Raw genomic sequence first — 21,397 nt, 5'->3', positions numbered from 1 at the left:
CCACCATTGCCAGATCACAGCCAACCCGCCGTCCCGCTAAGATGTTGCGGCAAGTCGGCAAGCGGTATCTTGGTCAGGTCTTTGGTGATTTCACCTTCCACGGCCTCGGCAAGGGGTTTGGGCATTTTGGCACGCATTTCACCCATGATACGTGGCGGAGCAATAACCACCAGATTTTCAAATTTGTTGTGGTTTCGTTTGTCGGTCAAATAGCTCACCACATCGGCAACAAATTCGTCCTGCGCATGGCGATGCGGATCGGTTGAGGGGGGCATGGCATGACGTTGCTGGTTTCCACCGGGATTGGCAAAACCACGCCCCGGTTTATCGCTGGCAATTTCCTGGCTGGGGCGATTATCCGCCGACATTTCATGAACAATGTCCAAATGGCGGCCTTCGGCATCGCGGGTCACAGCAATGATATTGGCACGCCCGCCATCGGCCACGACGATCCACTGATTATTGTGCATGACAACCTGCCTTTTTGTTGTTGCTAACAGGGCCGAAACGCAAGCTGACACGAGGATGTTCCGATTGTTAGACACAAAAAAAGGGCCGCATTTGGCCCTTTTTTACGTTCAAAATCAAAGCATCGTCCGCTAGCGCCACGACAGCAACCATTTGTCCAGCCGCCCCAATAGCCACGATATGGCAAGCCCGAATACCGACAGCACCACCACACCGGCAATCAACTGGTCGGTCTGGTATAAGCTGCCTGCCGACAATATCAGTGCACCAATACCATATTGCGCCCCGATCATTTCAGCCGCAACCAGCAAAATAATGGCGATGGAAGATGAAATACGAAAGCCAGACAGGATAGTGGGCAAAGCACCAGGCAAAATGATTTTGCGCACAATCGACCAGGTCGACATGTCAAAACTTTGCCCCATGCGGATCAAATTGCGCGCCACATTATCCACCCCGCCAAAGGTATTGATAACAGTGGGGAAAAACACACCAAAACCGATGGTAGCAAATTTTGACGGCTCACCAATGCCAAACCAGATAATGAAAAGTGGTAACAACGCAATTTTGGGAATGGGAAACAGGGCGGAAACCAGCGCCACACCGGGCGACCGCGCCCAGGAAAACATGCCGACCAGAAAACCAACCACAAGTCCGGCAACCGTGCCCAGCACCCAGCCCACCGCCAGGCGCTGGCCCGATGCCGCCAAATGAACCCAAAGCTCACCACTAACAATTAATTGCCACAGCGATTTGCTAACCGCAACAGGGCTGGGCATGGCAAGTTCGCTGATAAACCCGGTACTGCACCCGATTTGCCACAGAATAATCAGCACAACAAAGCTGCCCCATGCCGCAAGCGGATTGGAACGCGGGTTAAAACCAACCGCGCGGAAACGAACCGGTTCGTTCATGCTTTTTACAGGGTCCAGGTGATCAGGCGACATTTTCAAGTTCCTTGTCTGCGGCAATCGCCTCGTCACGGATCAATTCCCAAAGCGACGTTTCGTGCGCAACAATTAACGGATCGCCTTCATGGCGCTGATCAATCGGCACATCTATTGTATGAATTTCCTTAATCGTGCCGGGGCGACGACGCAATGCCACCACCCTGTGCGCCAATCGGACGGCCTCGTTCAAATTATGGGTCACATAAACGGCTGTCATGCCGGTGCGCGCAAACAGCGCGGCAAATTCGTCCAACAGCAAAATACGGGTTTGGGCATCCAGTGCCGATAACGGCTCGTCCATCAACAACACAGCCGGACGCACCGCAAGAGCACGGGCAATGCCTACACGCTGTTTCATCCCGCCGGATAACTGCTTGGGAAATGCATTGCGAAAATCGGTCAGGCCGGTTTGTTCCAACACTTCGTCAATACGCGCGGCCCGTTCGGCCTTGCTTAATTTATGATCTTCCAGAACCAGGCTGATATTGCCCGCCACGGTACGCCACGGCAAAAGGGCGAAATCCTGAAACACATAGGTTAGCGGGTTCAAACATCCGTCAGGTACAGGGCCACTGGCGGTAATTTGCCCTTCGCTGGGTTTTAACAAACCGCCAATGATGCTTAACAAAGTTGACTTGCCACAACCCGATGGCCCGATCAGGGCAACAATTTCGCCCGGTTCAATCGTCAGGTTTATATCGCGCAAGGCTTCAACCTGATCATAACGATGGCTTACACCGGAAATTTCCAGCCGCATAACCGGCCCTCTTTTATTTGATCGTAAAATGAAAAAACAAATGGACCGGCCCGCTTGCCGGACCGGCCCAAAATCATACCCTGGCAGCTTTATTTTGCCTCAAGCGGCGGAATAAAGCTCGTATCAATAAAGTCATCCGGGTTGGCATCTTTCGATACATAGCCCCGGTCCTGATACCATTTGACCTGCTTTTTAACGTCATTCACATCAAGTTTGGCATCCTGGGTAATAAACATCGCGCCATTGCGAATTTTCGGAAATGCTTTTTCTTCCGGGTCTTCGGCATAAACATATTTATGAACGATTTTCAGGATTTCATCGGTGGTGTCAGATTTTACCAGTTTGCCATTACCATCGGTTGCCAGCAGGGCGGCACGATAATCGGCAACGCCTTTTTGGTAAGCGGCCACAAAATGCGCCACCACGTCCCGCCGTTCTTCAACATTGCGCGAAGATGTAAACAACCCGCCAACCTGATAAGGCACATAATCATTCACCCAGCCAATGATATGGGCTGCACCGGCATTGGCCAGCGGCTTGGCAATGTGGGGCACAATAATCATGCTGTCGACCTGCCCGGTTTTAAGCGCGCCAATCATGTTTGGCACCGCCTGAAGCGGCTTTAATTCCATGCTGGCAAGGTCAAACCCGGCTTTTTCGGCGACATTGCCAATCATGTAATGAAAGCTCGACCCTACCTGGCTAAGGGCAAAGCTGTGCCCTGCAAGCTGTTCAACCTTGGTCAAACCAGCGTCATAGGCCTTGTTTGATACCAGAATGGCCGACCCGTCATATCCCGGTTCTTCATGCAATTGCGCACCAATAACCTTAAGCGCGCCTTTGGCAGCCAGGTTAAAAAAGCCCCCGGTAAAAGCGGTAACACCAAAATCGGCATCACCCGATGCAATAGCAACCGAAACCGGCTGTGCGGCGCGGAAAAATGTCAGTTCCGCATCCAGGCCTTCATCGGCGAAATAGCCCTTTTCCTTGGCGATAAACAACGGCGCGCTCGACACAAACGCCAGCGTCGCAATGTTAATTTTCTCCGCTGCATGGGCAATGCCAACAAGGGCGGTCGACAGGGTCGCAACGGTTGCAACCGCCATTGCCCCACGGGCAACACGCCTGATCCGGGATGAGAACATTTCTTCCTCCACTTAACGTTTTTTGATTAATTGACCACTGGTTTCCGCCAGTCCCCGCCGGAAATAACCTGGGCCAGATAAGACACCAAACTGAATTGCCGAAATGGCACTGGAATTTTGTTATACGAATTAGCCCCGAATTGCCAATGTTTGGCGTATGGTCAGACAAATTTAATGGTTTCCGCCCACCCAAGCGCGATCAGAGCCGATGGTTTAATCGTATTTCGATCGTATAACCGGGACAGGCAATATTGCGATCAATTGCCAAACCGGGCCGAAACCGGCATAACCGCGCCAGACTTCCTAAAATGCTGCAAGGTTCCTTCTTAACAAAGGCTTGTTAAATGCCCGCCATACCCACTGCCGACACACACGCCCCGACATCCGCGAAAACCGCCACTGTTATTGGGGCCGGTCCTGCCGGGTTGATGGCGGCCGAACGGCTGGCCGGTGCCGGGCATAACGTCACGATTTACGAAGCGATGCCCAGTGCGGGCCGTAAATTCCTGATGGCAGGCAAATCCGGGCTGAACATTACCCATAACGAAGACATGGAAACGTTTCTGTCGCGCTATGGCGCATCGCGCGCCCGGCTGGAACCGCATTTGCGTAAATTTGGCCCCGCTGAAATTCGGGCATGGTGCGAAGGTTTGGGTATTGAAACCTTTGTTGGCTCCAGCGGCCGGGTTTTCCCCAAAGTCATGAAAGCCAGCCCGCTTTTGCGCGTCTGGCTGCGCCGTTTGGCCAACCTTGGCTGCACCATTCATTACCGCCATCAATGGACGGGCTGGGATGCCAATAATCACGCGGTTTTTTGCACGCCAGATGGCACGGTTACCGCAAAAGCCGACGTCACCATCTTGGCCCTTGGCGGCGGCAGCTGGAAAAAGCTGGGCTCCAACGGCGCATGGATGAAAATCCTGACCGATGCCGGAATTACCTGCAATCCGTTCAAACCGGCCAATTGCGGGTTTGATGTGCGCTGGACCGATCATTTAATTGAAAAATGCGCCGGGAACCCGGTAAAGGCCGTGACCCTGACCTGCGAGGATCAAACCGTGCGCGGCGAATTTGTTATTGCCAAAACCGGGATCGAAGGCAGCGCCGTTTACGCGGTTTCCGCCAAACTGCGCGATACCTGGCTACAAACCGGCAGCGCCACCGTGACATTGGACCTGACCCCGGACCGCGACCTTGCCGACGTCACCGCCCGCCTTGCCAAACCGCGCGGCAAAAATTCGCTGGGCAACCATTTGCGCAAAGCGCTGGGGCTGGATGCCACCAAAATCGCCCTGATTTTCGAAATCACCCCGCGCGAGGTTTTGAACGACCCGGCCAAATTGGCAAGCACCATAAAGTCACTCCCCATCCCAATCGCCCGCCCTCGCCCGCTTGACGAAGCGATCAGCACCGCTGGCGGTTTAGCTTGGGAAGAACTCGACGACACTTTCCAGCTTATAAAACGCCCCGGCACCTATTGCCTCGGCGAGATGGTGGATTGGGAAGCGCCGACAGGGGGATATTTGATAACCGGTTGTTTGAGCGTCGACACCCTTTAAACTTGCGGATCACAAACTCGACAATGTGCCGTACAAATAAAAACGGCTGGCAAAGCCAATTGCGCGAGAAACTGTCACACAAACAAGCCTTGCCAGCCATCATAAATTCAGTTCTCAGCCTTCGACAGGAATACCGTGGATATAGCCAACACCACCGGCAAAACGGTCGCGGTAGTTGGCGTCAATCAGCGGTTCAAGGCTTTCTTTAACCTTGTCATGCAGGCCTTTTTCCCAATCACCTGGGTGTTGGAAGTTGCTGAGGATGTAGGCAAAGCCGTTCATGTCATCAACAGCATGCAAACCGGTTGATTCCGCACCGGCCGGGCAGGACAGGATACGGTCCAGCTTTTTGGTGTCGACGTTATAGGCCCACAGGAAGTTATTAACGTGGTTGCCGCTGTCTTCGCCGACAAACAGGGTACGCATTTTTTCGGAAAACTTGATGTTGTCCGGGTTGGCAATGCGGTCAATATCAGCGGTATTGCCGATTTCATCCGGAGTTGCAAGATCGTGACCGACCAGTTCCGGCACGGCAGCCATGTGAACCGGGACCCAATCGCTGTCAATGGCGTTGCCTTCGCTATCGGTCTGACCACCTGTCATTGGCCATGCGTAAACCGCACCGGCTTTGATCTGATCAACCTTGATGCCGCTTTTGCCGTCGCTCATGGATTTATAGATATAGGACATGGCGGAATAGCCAATTTTGTCCCTGGCGTTAACGGTGGTGCCTTCCATTTTGGTAAAGGCAAGCGTGCCGCCAACCAGCGGTGCATATCGGTGCGTTTCAAGGTAAGCGGCAGCCTTTTCCATGCCCGGCTTGATGCGAACCCACTGTTGTTTGCCGCTAAACTGGATGGCGGTAAAGCTGTCGTCTTTCGGATCTTCAAGGGCAACGTCGATGATGTCAGCTGCGGTCAGTTTATCGGCCAGGGCCTTGATTTCGTCGCTGGTGGCGTGACCCAGCAATATCCATTTCAGATCGAACTTGCCGCCTTTATCAAGATCAACACCTTCGCGCTGGTTTACCTGGGCAACGTAAAGTTTGCCCGATGACAGGTCGGTTGGTTTGTCAGCGATGAACATGAACAGGCCACCATTGGTGGCGTCATCGCCCATCAGGGTCGTGCGCTGGTCGGGCATAACCTGGACCAGTTCGTGCGAAATACGGCCAAGGCAGAAATGCTTTTTGATCTCGCCTGTACCATCGGCATTTACCACCACTTCGGGCAGGTGCCCGTAATGATACGGATTGGCTTTTGTCGGGTCGCCGTAAAGGCTTTTGCTATAGGTCTGAAATTCTTCCGACGCGGCGGCTTTGGTCGCATCCGGCTCGTATTCTTCGCTCGACAAATGGGTGTTCCACGGCGACAGGCTGGCGGCACAGGTAATCCACAGGCCATGCACGCTGCTGGTGTTAACCGGGTGATACTGAACCAGGCTAAGTTCGCCACTTTTCGGGTCCTGATCAAAGGTCAGAACGGCAATCGGCGATGGCAGTTTGCCATACATGTCGGTGCCATCAAACGCGCGCGAAGTATATTCAAACTGAACCACGGCAAACACGGTATTGCCTTTAACACCCGGTACTTTGGCGCCATCAAGTTTGATCAGGCTATAGCCATCGGGGCAATCGGAAAAGAACTGGCGTTTGTCGGGCGCGCTTTCATCAATGATCGGTTTGTTGTTGATGTCGCGATAGCCCCCGGCAACAACCTTGCCGCCCTTGCCGTCCGATACTTCGTCACCGGTGATGAAAAGCGGCTTGTATGCCAGTTTGAAATTTTGGGTGGCACCATTTTCATAGGTGGCAATCAGGCCGGAATTGACGGTGGTGGTGGCACGTTCAGCATCGCTTGTCGGTGCTTTCATGCCAACAAATTCAATTGATTTAACCCGGTTTTTACTGGTGGCAGCAAAGGCGGACGAGCCACCAATCATGGTTAAGGCCGATGTTTCAAGCAATGGTAGGAACGGTGCGCCCGCGAGAATACCAAGCAACGAGCGGCGGGAAATGCCGGTTGGGCTATTCATGACTATGATCCTTGATAACGAAGGTAATGTTGTAAAGAGAGGCCAGAAGAATGGAACCACCCGGGAAGCCCCTGAACAGGAACAGGCAGTTCAGAAACCTTAGCGATGATCTGTGACGGTTTGATAAAACTTTGATGTCATTCCAAATAACAATCGATCCGACACTGGCGGGCACCCCGTTTTCCGGGATAAATAGCCACTTAGTCGCCCTTGAAAACCACGACAATATTGCGGTTTATGGGCCGCACCTTGCAATAAGGCGGTCCCTGTGCGTTACTGATGCCCTCATAATAAAATCAAAACCCACATCAGCGAGGTGAAAAATGGTAGATGCCAGCGATGGCAACACCAGCCATGATTCTGTTTCCGATACCGCATCCGACCTGGTCAATATGACCCATGCCAGCCCCGATGCCCTGGCCGCCTATTACGATAAATGGGCAACGTCCTATGAAAAGGATTTGCTGGCGATGGGCTATCGCGCCCCGGCCGAGGCCGCAAAATTAATAAGACAACACGGAATAGCCACCAACAACCCGATCCTGGATGCCGGATGTGGCACCGGCCTGACCGGGCTGGAATTATCGAACCAGGGATATTCCCATATTACCGGTATTGATATTTCGCCTGAGTCTTTAAAACAGGCAAAAACAAAGGGGTGTTACCAAACCCTGAAAATCCAGAACATGAACCAGCAACTCGATTTTGCCGATGACAGCTTTGCCGCTGCCCAATGTATTGGCGCGCTAACCTATGTTGATAATATCGAAGGATTAATGCGCGAGTTTTCGCGCCTTGTGCAGGCGGGTGGCATCATGTTTTTAGCCATCGCGTGGACCTGTATGATGGCAAATTTGCCAACACGTTGCAGGCATTAGGCGACGATGGCACATGGTCACTGATAGATCATTCACCACCCCGGCCCTATATCCCCGATCATGCTGATTTCGGCGATGAAAAAACCATCCATTACGATATTTACCGGGTGCATTAACCGCCAGATAGCGGGGCGAGCGGCAAATAACCGCCGCCCTGCACGCGTGATCAAAAGCAGGTGATTGGGCACGGTGCGGCCAGAATGCGGCCCTTTCAACCACAAACACGTCCACACTGCATCTCCATCCGCCGATATCTGGTTTGGCGAGTTTTTAACCCGCCTCGCAAACCACGAAACCCAGACATTTCATGGTGCATTATGGGGCTTTTGAAATTGCGCCGATCATGGTGGCAACGGCCTCGCGCGCCAAAACATTGGCAGAACGTGAAGATACCATATCCAACCTGCCAACTGCCGCCAGTGCCACCCCGCCATGAACTGCAACAAACAGTTCCTCCGCGCGGGCAAAGGCATCTGTCGCCGGCGCGATTTGTGCCAGAGGTTTCGCAATTCGTGCCAATAGCCCGTGAATGGTTTCCATGTACCAGTCAGGGAATTTTTCGGTTACGCGTGGCCCTTCAAACAAGCCCTGCCAAACACCGTGTCGGCTTAACATAAACTCTACATACCCCTCGGCCAGCGCATACAACCAGGGTTCAGGTTCATCATTGGGCAAGGCTTCGATCATTTGGGTTAATTCGTTGAATGTATCGCGGTTAACCTCCAGCAACACAGTATGTAAATCGCCAAATTGCCCGTAGATCGTGCCACTGGTAACCCCGACTGCCTTTGACAGCGCCCGCGCGGTTAACGCCGCAGGCCCACCTTCTTGCAACAGGGTGCGCGCAGCACGGATCACCTCGACGCGCAGTTCCGCATAGTCATATCGCCTGGGTCGCGCCATTCAACCCTCCTGAAAATAGTTTCTGAACGTCGTTTAAAAACAGTGTTGACAATATTTTTTCTTCTGTCAACGTTATTAAACAGTGTTCACAAACGGATTTTGGTTATGTTTCCAACCTCGGTGACAATTTATGGCACGGGTAACTACCTGCCAGAACAGTGCATGAGTGCGAACGCCGTTGATCGTTTGCTGGGATGGTCCGAAGGCCAGTCTTTGGCGCGGTTTGGCATTGCGAACCGCCATGTCGCCAGTCAGCATGAAACGACATCTTTCATGGCAGCCAAAGCCGCAAAACGTGCGCTGGACATGGCCCAATGCCAGGCCAAAGACATTGATCTTATCCTGGGGGCTTGCGGGGTTATGGAACAGCCCATTCCGTCCACTGCCGTGCTGGTGCAAGACAGGTTGGGTCTTGGCAAATCGGGCATTCCTGCCTTTGATGTCAATGCAACCTGCCTTAGTTTTCTTCAGGCACTTGATCTTGCCGGAATGTGGATTGAAGCTGGCCGGGCGCGCCGCGTGCTGGTTTTTTCATCCGACATTGCATCCTCCGGGCTGGACTGGACACAGCCGGAAGGTGCGGCAATTTTTGGCGATGGTGCGGCGGCTGTTGTTGTTGGGCCTGGCGACGGGGCCATATTGGCACACGGGTTTGAAACCTATGGCGAAGGCAAAGACGCCTGTGTGCTTGCCGCCGGGGGAACACGGGTTAATCCAGCCCGCGGCATTGCCTGCGGAGACGATAAATTTCGCATGGATGGCGGAAAAGCCTTTCGTATAACGTCGCGCTATTTACCAAAATTTTTATCTACCCTGTTGGCCCGCGCAGGCATCGCACAAGAAAAGCTTGATTGCATCGTCCCGCATCAGGCAAGTGCGCACGCCTTGCAACACGCCATCCGCGCGCTAGGTTTCCGCAGCGATCAGGTGGTCAATATCTTTGCACAAACCGGCAACCAGATCGCCAGTTCCATCCCCACTGCCCTTGATCATGCCGTTCGCTCCGGTACATTGTGCCGCGGCCAAACGGCATTGTTGATCGGCACATCAGCCGGCATTTCACTGGGCGGAACAGTGGTGAGGTTTTAATGAAGGCACTTGTCACAGGTGCGAGTGGCTGCCTGGGCCGCGCCCTTGTTTGCGACCTTCAGGCCCATGGCTGGGCGGTGCGCACCACAGCGCGCAACCGGGTTGATCTGCCCGATTTTATAGGCGCAGATTTAATACATGATGATCTGACACCGTTGGTAAAGGGCGTTGATGCCGTCTTTCATTGTGCCGCGTTAAGTGCAGGCTGGGGCAGCCCGCAGGACTTTGAGGCCACCAACGTTACCGCCACCGAACGCCTGTTACAGGCGGCACGACGTGCGGGTACGGGCCGATTTATCTTTGCCTCGACCCCCAGCCTGTATGCGAACGGCATGGATCGATTCAACCTGGCGGAAGATGCTGCGTTGCCGTCACGGGCATTATCGCCCTATGCCGAAACCAAACGCCGGGCCGAAAATATCGTGCTTGCCAACAATGACGAAAACATGCGCTGCACAGCCATTCGCCCCCGGGCCATTTATGGTCGCCATGACCGCACATTGATGCCGCGCCTGCAAAAGGTAATGCAGCGCGGTTTTGTGCCGATGATTGCAGGCGGGAACGCCCAAATAGACCTGACCCATCGCAGCGACGCCGCACGCGGCATGCGCCTTGCGGCCAATGGCCCCGGGGGCCGGGTTTGGAACATTACATCGGGCGAAGTCTTTTCCTTTTGCCACATCGCCGATCTTGTGGCCCATCATGGGGGATACCGGGTCCGTCGCATTCCGATGCCCTATAAAATAGCCTATGCCCTGGCCGGTTTCGCCGAGAAACGCGCGCTGCGGAAAGGCGGTTCAGAACCCACCCTGACACGGCAGGCCGTCGTGTCGCTTGGCCGATCGCTGACACTGGATATCAGTGCTGCGCACGAAGACCTTGGCTATCAACCTGCCGTCCGCCTGGCACAAGGATTGGCTGAATGCTTCGAATAACCACATTGCGCGTTGGCAGTTGCCGTGTACCCGCCGCCGCAGCAGGCCTGCCGGATCGCGGCAAAGTTATGTTACCAGCCCTGGCCCATTTTATTGAAACCGGCAAAACCACACTGCTTGTCGATTGCGGCTATGGGGATGCGTTTTTCGTCGCAACCGAAAAATTCCCGGGCCGAGCCTATCGCCTGGTCACGCCCGTGGTCCTGCCCCCCGAAGAACATCTGACAAAACAGTTGCCGCATTTGCCTGACCGCGTGGTGCTAACCCACATGCATGGCGACCATGTTGCCGGATTAATGGACCTGCCAGATCATATTCCTGTGTCGGCATCGCACGACGCAATTGCGCATTTGCGCGGATTATCAACGTTAGGTGCCACCTTGGCGGCATGCCCCCACTATTTGCGCGACGGCATTTTGAAACGCACCCCACAAGCCATTGAAAACCACCCCGTCGTCGCCACCGGTTTGGCGCAGTTTCCCTATGGAAACGATCTGACCGACACCGGCGATGTCATTACCATTTCCCTTCCCGGGCACGGGGTTGGTCAAATCGGTATCTGGCTTCCGGCTGCCGCCACATTTTTAATTGCCGATGCCGCTTATTCTTGCGGTGCTTTACGATCCGGTCGCCTGCCACCGGCCTTTGTTCTGGCAACACTTGGCAACGCAAAAGCCTATCGCGATACCTTTAACCGATTGCGGGCCTTGATGCAGGCCCGGCCGGATATTTCGTTTATTCCCTCTCATTGTCGGGAATGCGCACCATGAGCCTGAAGGCCTTCCTTAAAACCCGTTATGGCAACGGCTTACGGTCGCGCGCCGCAATCGAAAACCATCACCAACGCGCCTTTGTCCGTTTTCGCCGCGAGGTTATGCCCCGTTCGCCTTTCTATGCCGATTATGCAAATACAGCATTATCGGCACTGCCACGCATGAACAAACAGAAACTGATGGATCACTTTTCGGCCATCAACACATGCGGAATTGATCGCGAAAAAGCCTTCGATATTGCCATTCAGGCCGAACAAAGCCGGGATTTTTCCCCCATGATAGGGGATGTGTCGGTTGGGCTTTCAACCGGCACATCCGGGCAGCGCGGCCTTTTTTTGGCAACACCCCGGGAACGCAGGCTGTGGGCGGCCATTCTGGCGGGGCGCTTTTGGCCCAACCTTGCCAAACCACAAAGCGTTGCCTTTTTCATGCGGGCCGATAATGCGCTATATCGTACCTTGGGCAACCCGTTACTGCGGTTTGAATTTTTCGACTTGCTTGACCCGCTTGAAAAGCACCTTTCTCGCCTTCAGGACCTTTCCCCCACTGTGCTGATTGCCCCGGCAAGTATACTTAAACTTCTTGCGGATGCGCAAAATGCCGGGCAAATCGCGGTATCGCCCCGGCGCATCATTTCTGTCGCCGAAACCCTGTCCCCTGACGACCGCAACATTGCGAAGCAGGCCTTTGGCCGCCAGATCGATGAAGTCTATCAGGCAACAGAAGGCGTCCTTGCCTTTACCTGCCCGGCGGGAAACCTGCATTTAAACGAGGCCTGGATGCGGATTGAACGTGACATCATCGACCCGCAAAGCGGTGCATTTTGCCCGATCATTCATGATTTCACCCGTCAAAGCCTGCTGTTGCTGAATTACCGGCTAAACGATGTTCTGATCCCCGATCCGTCGCCATGCCCATGCGGTTCGGCCTGCACCAGAATAACCCGCATCGAAGGCCGGGAAGACGATGCCTTGTGGTGGCACGGCCCAACCGGCCGCAAAATGGTATCGGCCGATGCCATCCGCACCACCATTGCCTGCCTGCCATCCCCGATCACTGATTACCGGGTGATCGAAAAAAACAACCAGCTTACCGTATGGCTGGATGGTGCAGCCCCCACCAGCGAAACGGAACTGCATCATGCGTTTTCATCCCTGGCCGCCAGGCTGGATGTTACCGTGCCCCCCCTCACCATCCGGCATGGCCTGCCACGCGAAACCGATTTTAAAAGACGCCGAATTCGTATCGAAACCAGCCCTTAATTATACCGGCGCATGCACAGCAAACGGCTGACAACGGAGTGCTGAAACACATAAAATATTCGCCCCCTTGCGGCGGATCGTCTAATGCTGTCCCATATAAGGCAAAAATCATTTTGGCGCGGCGGCAACACAGCCCCACCACAAGAACAAAAGGACAGTGCAATGGACCATTCCCAGCTTTCAAAATGCATTCTTGCAGGTCAGGGCAAGGTCCCGGCAGACATTGTTATTCGCAATGTCGGCTTGCTTGATGTGATGACCGGGGCGGTCACCATTACCGACATTGCCATTGTCGATGACCGCATTGTTGGCACCCACGCATCTTACCGGGGCGATGTCGAAATTGATGGCACAGGGCGTTTTGCCGCACCGGGCTTTATCGACACCCATTTGCATATCGAAAGCTCGTTGGTCACCCCGCTGGAATTTGACCGCTGCGTGTTGCCCCATGGTGTCACCACCGTTTTGTGCGACCCACACGAAATTGCCAATGTGCTGGGCGCGCCGGGCATCAAATATTTCCTTGATAGTGCCGAACGCGCGATTATGGATATTCGCGTAAACCTGTCGTCCTGCGTCCCTGCCACATCCTTTGAAACATCGGGCGCACAGCTTGAAATTGACGACCTGTTGCCATTTCGCAGCCACCCCAAGGTGGTTGGCCTGGCCGAGGTGATGAATTATCCCGGCGTGCTAAATCTCGATCCCGGCATTATGGCAAAGCTTTTGGCGTTTCAGGACGGGCATATGGATGGCCATGCGCCACTGGTGCGCGGCACGGCCCTTAACGGGTATATGGCGGCAGGTATTCGCACCGACCACGAAGCCACCTCTGCCGACGAAGCCCGCGAAAAACTGGCAAAAGGCATGGCAATCCTGATCCGCGAGGGGTCGGTGTCCAAAGATCTGGAAGCCCTGGCGGAAATTCTCGATGAAAACACGTCAAGTTTCGTCGCCCTGTGCACCGACGACCGTAACCCGCTTGATATTGCCGAGGAAGGCCATCTTGATGCCCTGATCCGCCGCCTGATCGCCAAGGGGCGGCCCTTACACCATGTCTATCGGGCAGCATCGCATTCGGCGGCGCGCATTTTCGGCCTTAAGGATCGTGGTTTAATCGGTCCGGGTTGGCGGGCCGATATTGTCTTGCTTGATAGCCTGGAAGATTGCACGGTAAGCGACGTTTTCGCCGGTGGCAAACGGGTCACCCCCGAATTATTCGCCACCCGCGAGCTTGTCCCCGCCGTAGGGCTTACGTCAATGAAAGCAAAGCCGGTAACGGGCGATGCCTTTATCTGCACCCCTAAACCAGGGCAAAACCAGACCCCGGTAATTGGCGTTAAACCCGGCCTGATCCTGACCTTCCGCGAAGAAGCCACGCTGGAAGTTTCGCAAAACGGCCTGATGCCGGACCTGGAACGCGATGTCATCAAGGTTGCTGTCATTGAACGCCACGGCAAAAACGGCAATATCGGCCGCAGCTTCGTCACCGGTTTTGGGTTGAAAAAAGGGGCTATCGCCTCGTCTGTCGGCCATGATAGCCACAATATCACCGTGGTTGGTGCCGATGACGACGACATGGCGCTGGCGGTAAACCGCCTGATCGAAATGGGCGGCGGTTTTGCCGTGGCCGAAGACGGCAAAATCACCGCCGAACTGGCCCTGCCCGTCGCCGGATTAATGAGCGAAAAGCCCTTTGAAACCATCGCAACCGATCTCGAACATTTGCGCAATGCTGCCAAATCGCTTGATTGCGTATTGCCCGAACCGTTCCTTCAGGTCGCGTTTTTAGCTCTGCCTGTAATCCCTCATCTAAAAATGACGGACCGGGGCCTGTTTGATGTCGATAAATTCGATTTCGTCAATTAACCCTTCCCCTTCAATACGACCTGAATTTCATCAAACTTACAAATTCCCTTTCGCCACCCCGGATCTCAAATGCCGGGGTGGCTGCGTTTTGCATGTTTAAACCGCAAAACCATTCGATAACCGATTGGCATTACACAATATTTGCGAAAAATTACAGTTAAGAATTATTATCATTGACATTATCAACCATTTTTCTTATTAGTTGACTATATCAACAACACTTAACCCCCGTCACTGATCTGCATTTCGCGCCATTCCGACATGTTCATCAGGTTTTCATACCTGAAACAGTCCCAGATATCGTATTGCGTCACCCCGAAAACATAACAGGCAGCACTGATATGTGCGCCGTTTCAGGAATTTCTGCATGCCAAAATCAACGGTCATTCATGAAGATGGATTGCCCCAGCCCCAACGCACCCTGGCCTTTTTAACCATTTCCCTTGCCGTTATGATGGCCGTTCTTGATGGCTCGATCATGAATGTGGCCCTGCCAACCATCGCACATGACCAGCAGGTTAGCCCGGCCCACGCGATCTGGGTCGTTACAGCTTATCAACTTGCTGTGGTGGTCTCCCTGTTGCCTCTGGCTGCCTTGGGCGAAGCCATCGGCTTTCGCAAAATCAACCTTGCCGGGCTGGTTGTCTTTTGCTTGGCTTCCATTCTATGCGCGTACTCCCCTACCATCGAAATTCTGACCTTCGCCCGCCTGCTACAGGGCCTGGGCGGGGCAGCCCTCATGAGCATTAACGCTGCCCTTGTCCGCCATATCATGCCAATCAATCAACTGGGTAAGGGGATCAGCCGGGTTGCCATGGTCGTTGCCATATCGGCAGCTGCCGGGCCCTCGATTGCGTCGGCCATTCTGGCAATTTCAAGCTGGCACTGGCTGTTCCTGATCAATGTGCCATTGTCCATTGCTGCCTTTGGCATGGGCTATTTCACCCTGCCTTACAACAAACTGAACCAGACACGCTTTGACATTGGCAGTGCCATTCTCAATGTCCTTAGCTTCGGCTTTCTGATCTCTGCCCTTGGCAGTATCGGCACCAGCAATAATACCATGTTGATCGCAGGGCAGTTCGCCATTGCCATCATCGCCGGTATTTTTCTCGCCCGGCGCCAGCTCTCTCGCTCCAATCCCCTTTTGCCGATAGACCTTTTGAAACGACCGGTCTTTGCAGGCTCGATCATTTCATCGATCTGCGGCTTTAACGCCCAGTTTATCGCCTTTGTGTCGCTGCCTTTCTACTTTCACGATGTCATTGGCTATAGTGCGGTGAAAACCGGCATGTTGCTTACTCCGTGGCCAGTGGCGACCGCCTTGATGGCACCTCTGGCAGGCAAACTTGCCGATAAATATTCGGCGGCACCATTTACCGCACTTGGCATGACAATTTTTGCCATTGGCCTTGGCGCAACCGTCTGGCTCCCCGGCAATGCGGGCAATTATACCGTCATTATTGCCCTTATGATCTGCGGTGCCGGGTTCTCCCTGTTTCAAACGCCCAATAACCGTATCATGCTCACCAGTGCCCCCCGTGAGCGCAGCGGTGCTGCCAGTGGCCTTCTTTCGACCGCCCGCCTTCTTGGGCAATCCAGTGGGGCTGCATTGGCAGCCATCCTGATATCCTACAGCACCGAATTTAACCTGGCCCTTCTGATGTATACCGCTGCCGGCTTTGCCCTGATCTCGGCCTGCATCAGTGCCATTCGTAACCGCGCCTGGCAGGTTGGCATCATTTCGTAACGCCACTGCCTGCACCCGTTGGCGGCATTGACGCCAACGGGACCAATGATTACCTCGCATTTGATAACGGAGCCTTCACATGCCCGAAAGCACGATTGGCGAAACCCTTCATAGCCTGTTGCATGCCTATAAACGGGCATTGCGCCAGGCCTATCATCAGGCAGAAATCCCGCTTGCCATCTCGCATATTCGGACGTTGAAAGGCATTAACGCCATTCCCGACTGTACGGCCCTTGCCCTGTCTTCACGCACCAAACGCGACAAAGGCCAGGTTACCCGACTGATACAGGACCTGCTGGCCGAACAGCTGATTGAAAAACATCCTCACCCCCGGGATAAACGCAGCAACATCCTGCACCTAACCCCGGATGGGCAAAAAATGATCAAACAGATCAAAGAGATCGAAGAAATCGCCGCTTCGCGCATGGCAATCGGCCTCACCCCCGATGAGATCGCCGATTTCAACCGCCTTGCCACAACCATGAGCGCCAATCTTGCGAAATAACCGCAAATCTGGCGCCAACCGCAATCAGAGCTTTAGAAAGGAAATCACGATGCCACAACCAGCCAGACCCGCTCCCCGGCAATTTGACGTGATCCGCAAAACCAACATCACCCCGAACATGCTGCGCATTACTTTGGGCGGCAAGGGCATGAATACCTTCCCCGAAGATCAGGCCAGCGCCTATGTCAAACTGATGTTTGATAATCCGGGTCAGGAAAAACCCATATTGCGCACCTATACCGTGCGTGCCCAGCGGGAAAATGAAATCGATATCGATTTTGTTCTGCACGAAGATGGCGGCCCGGCTTCAAGCTGGGCAATCAATTGCCAACCGGGCGACAAAATCAGCACCGGTGGTCCCGGCCCTAAAAAACTGGTTGATAACACGGCCGACTGGATGCTCATTGTCGGCGATATGACGGCCCTGCCCGCCATATCGGTAAATCTCGAACAACTCCCACAGTCTGCGCGTGGCTATGCCGTAATCGAGGTGCCGAGCGAAGCCGACATCCAGCCGCTCCGCAAACCCGATCATATTACCATCCACTGGGTCATCAACCCGCACCCCGGCACGAACAGCAATGCACTGCACAATGTCGTCTCCGCCCTGGATTGGCCCGAAGGCAAACCCTCGGTCTGGGCTGCGTGTGAATTCACCGGCATGCAAAAACTCCGTCACCACTTCCGCAATGAACGCGATATCGATAAACGCGAAATGTATATTTCCAGCTACTGGAAACTCGGCGCGAATGAAGAAACGCATAAATCGGCAAAGCGGGATGATGCGGCGCAGGAGGAGGCAGCCTAAGTCAGTTTCTTTGACGGGTGCATAAAAATGATAAAAGCAGAGCCGGGTTCGGGTCTGCTTTTATCTGCCTGAAGTTGAAGGACTCAGGTTAAATTAAAGAGGATTTCATCCAGGTCGACCTTGGCAATCAAACTATCCCTGGCTGTCGCAAGCTGTTCCTGATCAAGAAAAGCGGTCGCCTGCAGGGGTAAAAAGTACAACTCCATTAACCCAACACAACCAAGTGCGACTTTCATATAAGGCGTGAGAAAATCCGGTTGATTGGCGCGATCACCGGCAAAAACACCCCCGGAGGCAACACAGATAAAAACGGGGCGGTCGCGCAACAGACCAACCTTTCCTTCCGACGACGACGAAAATGTACGACCAATCCGAAGAATTTGGTCGATCCACGCTTTAAGAACTGAAGGGACAGTGAAATTGTTCATCGGAGTGCCGATTACCAAAACCTCGGCTGCCTCCACTTCCCGGATCAATTGCTCAGATAGCTGAAATGCGCTATTTCGCGGCCCTTCAGCCAAGGTAGCAGGAGACGAAAGAGCGATCGCGTATTCGGCCCCTGTATGCGGTATAGGATGTCGGCCCAGATCACGGTAGGTAACATCGATCCCGGCGTTTTTCCCTCGCAGACGCGCGACGACAGCAGAAGAAAGCTGACGACTGTGGGATTCGTCCCTGGGGCTGCAATCTATATGCAGAATATTCATGGAATGTCCTTTTAACGACTTTCGTACTCAACAAACACGCGCTTTAAACTCGTTGCAAACTGCAAAGACAGAATAATTTTCAGCTTTCACATCGGGTGTGCGAACGCATCGTCTGGCGGGTATTTTTATAAACAAAGCAAAAAGATCATTGGCGCATCCCGACCGCCAAACGGTTAAATCCGCTCATCAAAGCAATAGCAAAGCAAAGATCGGAAATTTCGACGTCGTTGAAATGTTGCTTGAGAGGGTCAAAAACATCATCCGGGGCGTGCGTCTGATCGACATGGGTTAGCGCTTCGGCCCAGGCCAACGCAGCACATTCACGTTCAGTAAAATGCTCGCTGACGCGCCACCCTGCCAGACTATCGAGTTTGACATCGGCAACACCACTGGCGCGCAACGCTTTGGCATGCATTTCCAGACAAAAAGCGCATCCATTGATTTGGGACATTCTCAGCCAAACCAGTTCAATTAACTGTTTTCCAAGACTGCTTTTTTCCAGTGCTTTCTTGGTGGCACCAAAGCCCTGATAAGCTTCGGGAGAGAGTGTCCAGTAAGATAAACGAAGAGTTGTCATGGAAGGGCTCCTGTAAGGTAAGACGAAAAATTAATCAGATTGACGGCAGGCGCCATCTATAACGGCTGGCTGAAATGCATTCCTTTCGCCAGCAAACCCTGGCGAAAATAGAAACGCTGTCCCAACGCATTTCCCAAAGCCGTATCGAGAACGAAGTGTGCACAGTTTTGCTGTCGCGCTTCTTCGCGCAGCGCATCTATCAATTTGCCCCCAATACCGTGGCAACGGGCGTCGGACGTCGTGATCAAATCATCGACATAAAGGAAACGCCCATACAGCAGGTTCTCCTGAATGCGATAACCGGCCAGCCCCTTGACCTGTTCTTCCTGCCAACCCGCCAACAGAGAATATCCCTGCGCGGCCTGACGACGCACTTGCGATGCAAATACCGATGCATCGGTCAGATGCGGGCGCAATTCACGCATAATGTTAAAGCAAGCCTGATAGTCCCGATCAGTGGTGACAGGGCTTAATCGAAAAATGCTCATGACGATTTCCTTGTGTTACAGCCACCAATATAAGAAGGTCATGGCCTATGACACAGGGCCAAGAATTGACTAAATCAATGGGACATGATTGATGAATTTGCAGCACTTGATGCCAAATCGGAAAAAAGACGTACCGATCTACCTACAGCTATATCGTCGCTACCGGGAGGCTATTGCCTTAGGGAAGCTTTCCCCCGGAGATCGGGTGCCTTCCGTGCGCAGCCTCGCAAGTGAACTAAACCTGGCACGTGGAACAGTTGAAGCGGCCTATCAAATGCTGGCAAGCGAAGGCTATTTCGTTACGCGTGGCGCCGCAGGAACAATTGTTTCTTCCGAGCTGGTGAAACTTGTTGAACAAAATAACCCTGTACATATGTTCGCCTCGCCAGCCTCCCCCCGGCCTCAAATACAGTCTGCAACCTGTAAACCCCTGCCGTTTCAACTTGGCTTACCGGCATTGGATGCTTTTCCACGAAAGGCCTGGGCGCGTTTAGCCGGGCGTAACGTCCGGACTCTGGAAACAGTCGCGATGACCTGTCCGGATCCGGCGGGATACGAACCTCTCAGACGCTCGATTGCCACTTACCTCGGTATTTCACGCGGTATCAGTTGTTCTCATGAACAGGTATTTGTTACGGCAGGTTACAGGGGCGCGTTAGAGCTGGTACGTCACACGTTGCTGCAAGTGGGACAAACAGGGTGGTATGAGGATCCTGGATATATTCTTGCCCGGCAGTTCCTGGAACACGCGGGAATGCGTTTGATACCAATACCCGTAGATGAAGAAGGTATAGATGTACGCGCCGGCCAGCAACGCGGTGCCGATGCCAGCTTTGTCATAGTTACCCCAACCCACCAAAGCCCGATGGGCGTAGCCTTGTCATTGCCACGACGGCTTGAATTACTGGAATGGGCAAAGCGCCGAAATGTATGGGTGATAGAAGATGACTACGATAGTGAATTTCGATATCACGGGCACCCGCTGCCCGCATTGAAAAGCCTCGATCGGGGTAAACGGGTACTCTACACTGGAACCTTCAGTAAGGTACTGTTCCCCGGATTGCGGTTAGCCTATCTGGTTGTGCCTGCCTCGCAAGTTCTTAAATTCAGAGAGACCATAAATCATCTTCCTGGTCCCGGTTCTATTTTGCCTCAGGCCATGGTCGCTGATTTTATGGAACAAGGGCACTTTGCCCGACATCTTCGAAAGATGCGTTCGCTTTATGCAACAAGACGCCGCTATCTTGTCGATGCGCTAACCCAAACGATGGGGACGCGTCTGAATGTCCAGCCACAAGCAGGCGGCATTCATGTATTGGCGCATCTAAACACCTCGCAATGCGACAAAACACTCTCGGCCACGGCAGAGGCCAACGGCCTTGCTATTCAGGCGTTGTCCAACTGGCAGGTCAAGAAATCATCGCAAAGTGGTTTGTTGATGGGATTTGCCAACTTCACAACGGCTGAAGAAGCTATCGTATCGGCTCAGCGTTTGGAAACGTTGATGGGCCATCAATACGTGTGATTATGTTCCCCCGAGCACTGTTTCGCCGTAAGCGTATAGTCAGAGGACTATCTTGCGGGTGGAAGCAAAAATCGGATGTCGTCTCTCAGGTTTAATTTGGCTGCGGTCTGAATTGGCAGCAGCGACAGTGCCGCTCCGGCAACGTCTGGCATCCGGACCTGCGTAATTTCGAAAATCAGGTCCAAAATGAAACCGATTGAATTTACAAAAAATGCCTTTCAGAAAATGACCCTAATGGCTCAAACACAAAAACGCCGCATCTGTGAGGATGCAGCGTTTTATAAGGTCTGTGACAGGGAATAAAGTACTTAACTGTGTTTTGAAGGCCCGGCGGTGACCTACTCTCCCGTGCCTTAAGACAAAGTACCATCGGCGCAGGCAGGTTTCACTGCTGAGTTCGAGAAGGGATCAGGTG

20 protein-coding genes and 1 rRNA gene are annotated in these 21,397 nt (G+C 53.5%); 11 read left to right on the top strand and 10 right to left on the bottom strand.

The genetic code is table 11. The features are described from left to right. Nucleotides 1-14 precede the first annotated feature (14 nt). The 4 genes from J4E05_RS00105 to J4E05_RS00090 form a co-directional block, all read right to left on the bottom strand. Entirely contained in the window at nt 15-470 is a 456-nt protein-coding gene (locus J4E05_RS00105; RefSeq protein ID WP_085592421.1) for a host attachment protein, read from the bottom strand. A 129-nt stretch (nt 471-599) separates the two neighbouring features. After that, entirely contained in the window at nt 600-1,415 is an 816-nt protein-coding gene (locus tag J4E05_RS00100; RefSeq protein ID WP_349591540.1) for an ABC transporter permease, read from the bottom strand. Next, nucleotides 1,405-2,175 carry an ABC transporter ATP-binding protein gene (locus J4E05_RS00095; RefSeq protein WP_349591537.1) on the bottom strand — a complete coding sequence of 257 codons (771 nt, stop codon included), beginning with the start codon at nt 2,173-2,175 and terminating at the stop codon, nt 1,405-1,407. The genes J4E05_RS00100 and J4E05_RS00095 overlap by 11 nt, the downstream gene beginning before the upstream one ends. Nucleotides 2,176-2,264: 89 nt before the next feature. Further along, nucleotides 2,265-3,320 (bottom strand): ABC transporter substrate-binding protein, encoded by a 1,056-nt coding sequence (locus J4E05_RS00090; RefSeq protein WP_085592425.1) that lies wholly within the window; start codon nt 3,318-3,320, stop codon nt 2,265-2,267. 344 nt (nt 3,321-3,664) lie between these two features. Between J4E05_RS00090 and J4E05_RS00085 the strand changes: the two genes are divergently transcribed. After that, on the top strand, nt 3,665-4,879 hold the full coding sequence (locus J4E05_RS00085; RefSeq protein ID WP_349591535.1) for a TIGR03862 family flavoprotein: 1,215 nt from the start codon (nt 3,665-3,667) through the stop codon (nt 4,877-4,879). Nucleotides 4,880-4,993: 114 nt separating this feature from the next. Here J4E05_RS00085 and J4E05_RS00080 read toward each other — a convergent pair whose 3' ends face one another. Then, entirely contained in the window at nt 4,994-6,913 is a 1,920-nt protein-coding gene (locus J4E05_RS00080) for a PhoX family protein (RefSeq protein ID WP_349591533.1), read from the bottom strand. A 323-nt stretch (nt 6,914-7,236) separates the two neighbouring features. On the opposite strand from J4E05_RS00080, the gene J4E05_RS00075 reads away from it, so the two are divergent. Next, nucleotides 7,237-7,791, top strand: a complete 555-nt coding sequence (locus J4E05_RS00075) for a class I SAM-dependent DNA methyltransferase (RefSeq protein ID WP_349591531.1) — start codon at nt 7,237-7,239, stop codon at nt 7,789-7,791. A 315-nt stretch (nt 7,792-8,106) separates the two neighbouring features. On the opposite strand, the gene J4E05_RS00070 is transcribed toward J4E05_RS00075, so the two are convergent. Beyond that, nucleotides 8,107-8,694, bottom strand: coding sequence for a TetR/AcrR family transcriptional regulator (locus tag J4E05_RS00070; RefSeq protein ID WP_349591529.1), 588 nt, complete (start codon nt 8,692-8,694; stop codon nt 8,107-8,109). Nucleotides 8,695-8,856: 162 nt separating this feature from the next. Here J4E05_RS00070 and J4E05_RS00065 point away from each other — a divergent pair, with 162 nt between their 5' ends. The 8 genes from J4E05_RS00065 (at nt 8,857) to J4E05_RS00030 (ending at nt 17,685) form a co-directional block, all read left to right on the top strand. Beyond that, the gene (locus J4E05_RS00065; RefSeq protein ID WP_349591527.1) at nt 8,857-9,783 is read left to right on the top strand and encodes a 3-oxoacyl-[acyl-carrier-protein] synthase III C-terminal domain-containing protein; all 927 of its coding nucleotides are present in this window, start codon (nt 8,857-8,859) and stop codon (nt 9,781-9,783) included. After that, a complete protein-coding gene (locus J4E05_RS00060; RefSeq protein ID WP_349591525.1) occupies nt 9,783-10,718 on the top strand; it encodes an NAD-dependent epimerase/dehydratase family protein in 936 nt (311 codons plus the stop codon). Before J4E05_RS00065 ends, J4E05_RS00060 begins: the two co-directional genes overlap by 1 nt. Continuing rightward, entirely contained in the window at nt 10,706-11,488 is a 783-nt protein-coding gene (locus J4E05_RS00055; protein WP_349591524.1) for an MBL fold metallo-hydrolase, read from the top strand. Before J4E05_RS00060 ends, J4E05_RS00055 begins: the two co-directional genes overlap by 13 nt. Then, nucleotides 11,485-12,753, top strand: coding sequence for a F390 synthetase-related protein (locus tag J4E05_RS00050; RefSeq protein ID WP_349591522.1), 1,269 nt, complete (start codon nt 11,485-11,487; stop codon nt 12,751-12,753). Before J4E05_RS00055 ends, J4E05_RS00050 begins: the two co-directional genes overlap by 4 nt. A 162-nt stretch (nt 12,754-12,915) precedes the next feature. Continuing rightward, nucleotides 12,916-14,622 (top strand): adenine deaminase, encoded by a 1,707-nt coding sequence (gene ade / locus J4E05_RS00045; RefSeq protein WP_349591520.1) that lies wholly within the window; start codon nt 12,916-12,918, stop codon nt 14,620-14,622. A gap of 367 nt (nt 14,623-14,989) precedes the next feature. After that, nucleotides 14,990-16,372, top strand: a complete 1,383-nt coding sequence (locus tag J4E05_RS00040; protein ID WP_349591518.1) for an MFS transporter — start codon at nt 14,990-14,992, stop codon at nt 16,370-16,372. A gap of 79 nt (nt 16,373-16,451) precedes the next feature. Next, a complete protein-coding gene (locus tag J4E05_RS00035; protein ID WP_085592444.1) occupies nt 16,452-16,877 on the top strand; it encodes a MarR family winged helix-turn-helix transcriptional regulator in 426 nt (141 codons plus the stop codon). A 49-nt stretch (nt 16,878-16,926) separates the two neighbouring features. Beyond that, nucleotides 16,927-17,685, top strand: coding sequence for a siderophore-interacting protein (locus J4E05_RS00030; RefSeq protein WP_349591515.1), 759 nt, complete (start codon nt 16,927-16,929; stop codon nt 17,683-17,685). Between the two features lie 83 nt (nt 17,686-17,768). On the opposite strand, the gene J4E05_RS00025 is transcribed toward J4E05_RS00030, so the two are convergent. The 3 genes from J4E05_RS00025 to J4E05_RS00015 form a co-directional block, all read right to left on the bottom strand. Next, a complete protein-coding gene (locus J4E05_RS00025; protein ID WP_349591513.1) occupies nt 17,769-18,392 on the bottom strand; it encodes an FMN-dependent NADH-azoreductase in 624 nt (207 codons plus the stop codon). 145 nt (nt 18,393-18,537) lie between these two features. Further along, nucleotides 18,538-18,969: a carboxymuconolactone decarboxylase family protein gene (locus tag J4E05_RS00020; protein ID WP_349591511.1), complete on the bottom strand. Its 432-nt coding sequence runs from the start codon at nt 18,967-18,969 to the stop codon at nt 18,538-18,540. Between the two features lie 56 nt (nt 18,970-19,025). After that, nucleotides 19,026-19,457, bottom strand: a complete 432-nt coding sequence (locus J4E05_RS00015) for a GNAT family N-acetyltransferase (RefSeq protein ID WP_349591509.1) — start codon at nt 19,455-19,457, stop codon at nt 19,026-19,028. Nucleotides 19,458-19,548: 91 nt separating this feature from the next. Here J4E05_RS00015 and pdxR point away from each other — a divergent pair, with 91 nt between their 5' ends. Then, nucleotides 19,549-20,982, top strand: coding sequence for a MocR-like pyridoxine biosynthesis transcription factor PdxR (gene pdxR, locus J4E05_RS00010; protein ID WP_349591507.1), 1,434 nt, complete (start codon nt 19,549-19,551; stop codon nt 20,980-20,982). Between the two features lie 325 nt (nt 20,983-21,307). Here the strand turns inward: pdxR and rrf are convergent. Beyond that, nucleotides 21,308-21,397, bottom strand: a 5S ribosomal RNA gene (gene rrf / locus J4E05_RS00005); the annotation flags it as partial.

This window comes from Thalassospira sp. NFXS8, assembly GCF_040148805.1.
In the GTDB taxonomy this organism is placed as follows: Bacteria; Pseudomonadota; Alphaproteobacteria; order Rhodospirillales; family Thalassospiraceae; genus Thalassospira.
This window is presented reverse-complemented; position numbering and strand designations above follow the sequence as displayed.

What these genes read in the sequence shown, in the direction of transcription:
- J4E05_RS00105 (WP_085592421.1), bottom strand. Translation starts at nt 470, where the DNA reads ATGCACAATAATCAGTGGATCGTCGTGGCCGATGGCGGGCGTGCCAAT.
- J4E05_RS00050 (WP_349591522.1), top strand. Translation starts at nt 11,485, where the DNA reads ATGAGCCTGAAGGCCTTCCTTAAAACCCGTTATGGCAACGGCTTACGG.
- J4E05_RS00035 (WP_085592444.1), top strand. Translation starts at nt 16,452, where the DNA reads ATGCCCGAAAGCACGATTGGCGAAACCCTTCATAGCCTGTTGCATGCC.
- J4E05_RS00020 (WP_349591511.1), bottom strand. Translation starts at nt 18,969, where the DNA reads ATGACAACTCTTCGTTTATCTTACTGGACACTCTCTCCCGAAGCTTAT.
- ade (WP_349591520.1), top strand. Translation starts at nt 12,916, where the DNA reads ATGGACCATTCCCAGCTTTCAAAATGCATTCTTGCAGGTCAGGGCAAG.
- J4E05_RS00070 (WP_349591529.1), bottom strand. Translation starts at nt 8,694, where the DNA reads ATGGCGCGACCCAGGCGATATGACTATGCGGAACTGCGCGTCGAGGTG.
- J4E05_RS00025 (WP_349591513.1), bottom strand. Translation starts at nt 18,392, where the DNA reads ATGAATATTCTGCATATAGATTGCAGCCCCAGGGACGAATCCCACAGT.
- J4E05_RS00060 (WP_349591525.1), top strand. Translation starts at nt 9,783, where the DNA reads ATGAAGGCACTTGTCACAGGTGCGAGTGGCTGCCTGGGCCGCGCCCTT.
- J4E05_RS00040 (WP_349591518.1), top strand. Translation starts at nt 14,990, where the DNA reads ATGCCAAAATCAACGGTCATTCATGAAGATGGATTGCCCCAGCCCCAA.
- J4E05_RS00090 (WP_085592425.1), bottom strand. Translation starts at nt 3,320, where the DNA reads ATGTTCTCATCCCGGATCAGGCGTGTTGCCCGTGGGGCAATGGCGGTT.
- J4E05_RS00100 (WP_349591540.1), bottom strand. Translation starts at nt 1,415, where the DNA reads ATGTCGCCTGATCACCTGGACCCTGTAAAAAGCATGAACGAACCGGTT.
- J4E05_RS00055 (WP_349591524.1), top strand. Translation starts at nt 10,706, where the DNA reads ATGCTTCGAATAACCACATTGCGCGTTGGCAGTTGCCGTGTACCCGCC.
- J4E05_RS00030 (WP_349591515.1), top strand. Translation starts at nt 16,927, where the DNA reads ATGCCACAACCAGCCAGACCCGCTCCCCGGCAATTTGACGTGATCCGC.
- J4E05_RS00080 (WP_349591533.1), bottom strand. Translation starts at nt 6,913, where the DNA reads ATGAATAGCCCAACCGGCATTTCCCGCCGCTCGTTGCTTGGTATTCTC.
- J4E05_RS00075 (WP_349591531.1), top strand. Translation starts at nt 7,237, where the DNA reads ATGGTAGATGCCAGCGATGGCAACACCAGCCATGATTCTGTTTCCGAT.
- J4E05_RS00085 (WP_349591535.1), top strand. Translation starts at nt 3,665, where the DNA reads ATGCCCGCCATACCCACTGCCGACACACACGCCCCGACATCCGCGAAA.
- J4E05_RS00015 (WP_349591509.1), bottom strand. Translation starts at nt 19,457, where the DNA reads ATGAGCATTTTTCGATTAAGCCCTGTCACCACTGATCGGGACTATCAG.
- J4E05_RS00065 (WP_349591527.1), top strand. Translation starts at nt 8,857, where the DNA reads ATGAGTGCGAACGCCGTTGATCGTTTGCTGGGATGGTCCGAAGGCCAG.
- J4E05_RS00095 (WP_349591537.1), bottom strand. Translation starts at nt 2,175, where the DNA reads ATGCGGCTGGAAATTTCCGGTGTAAGCCATCGTTATGATCAGGTTGAA.
- pdxR (WP_349591507.1), top strand. Translation starts at nt 19,549, where the DNA reads ATGAATTTGCAGCACTTGATGCCAAATCGGAAAAAAGACGTACCGATC.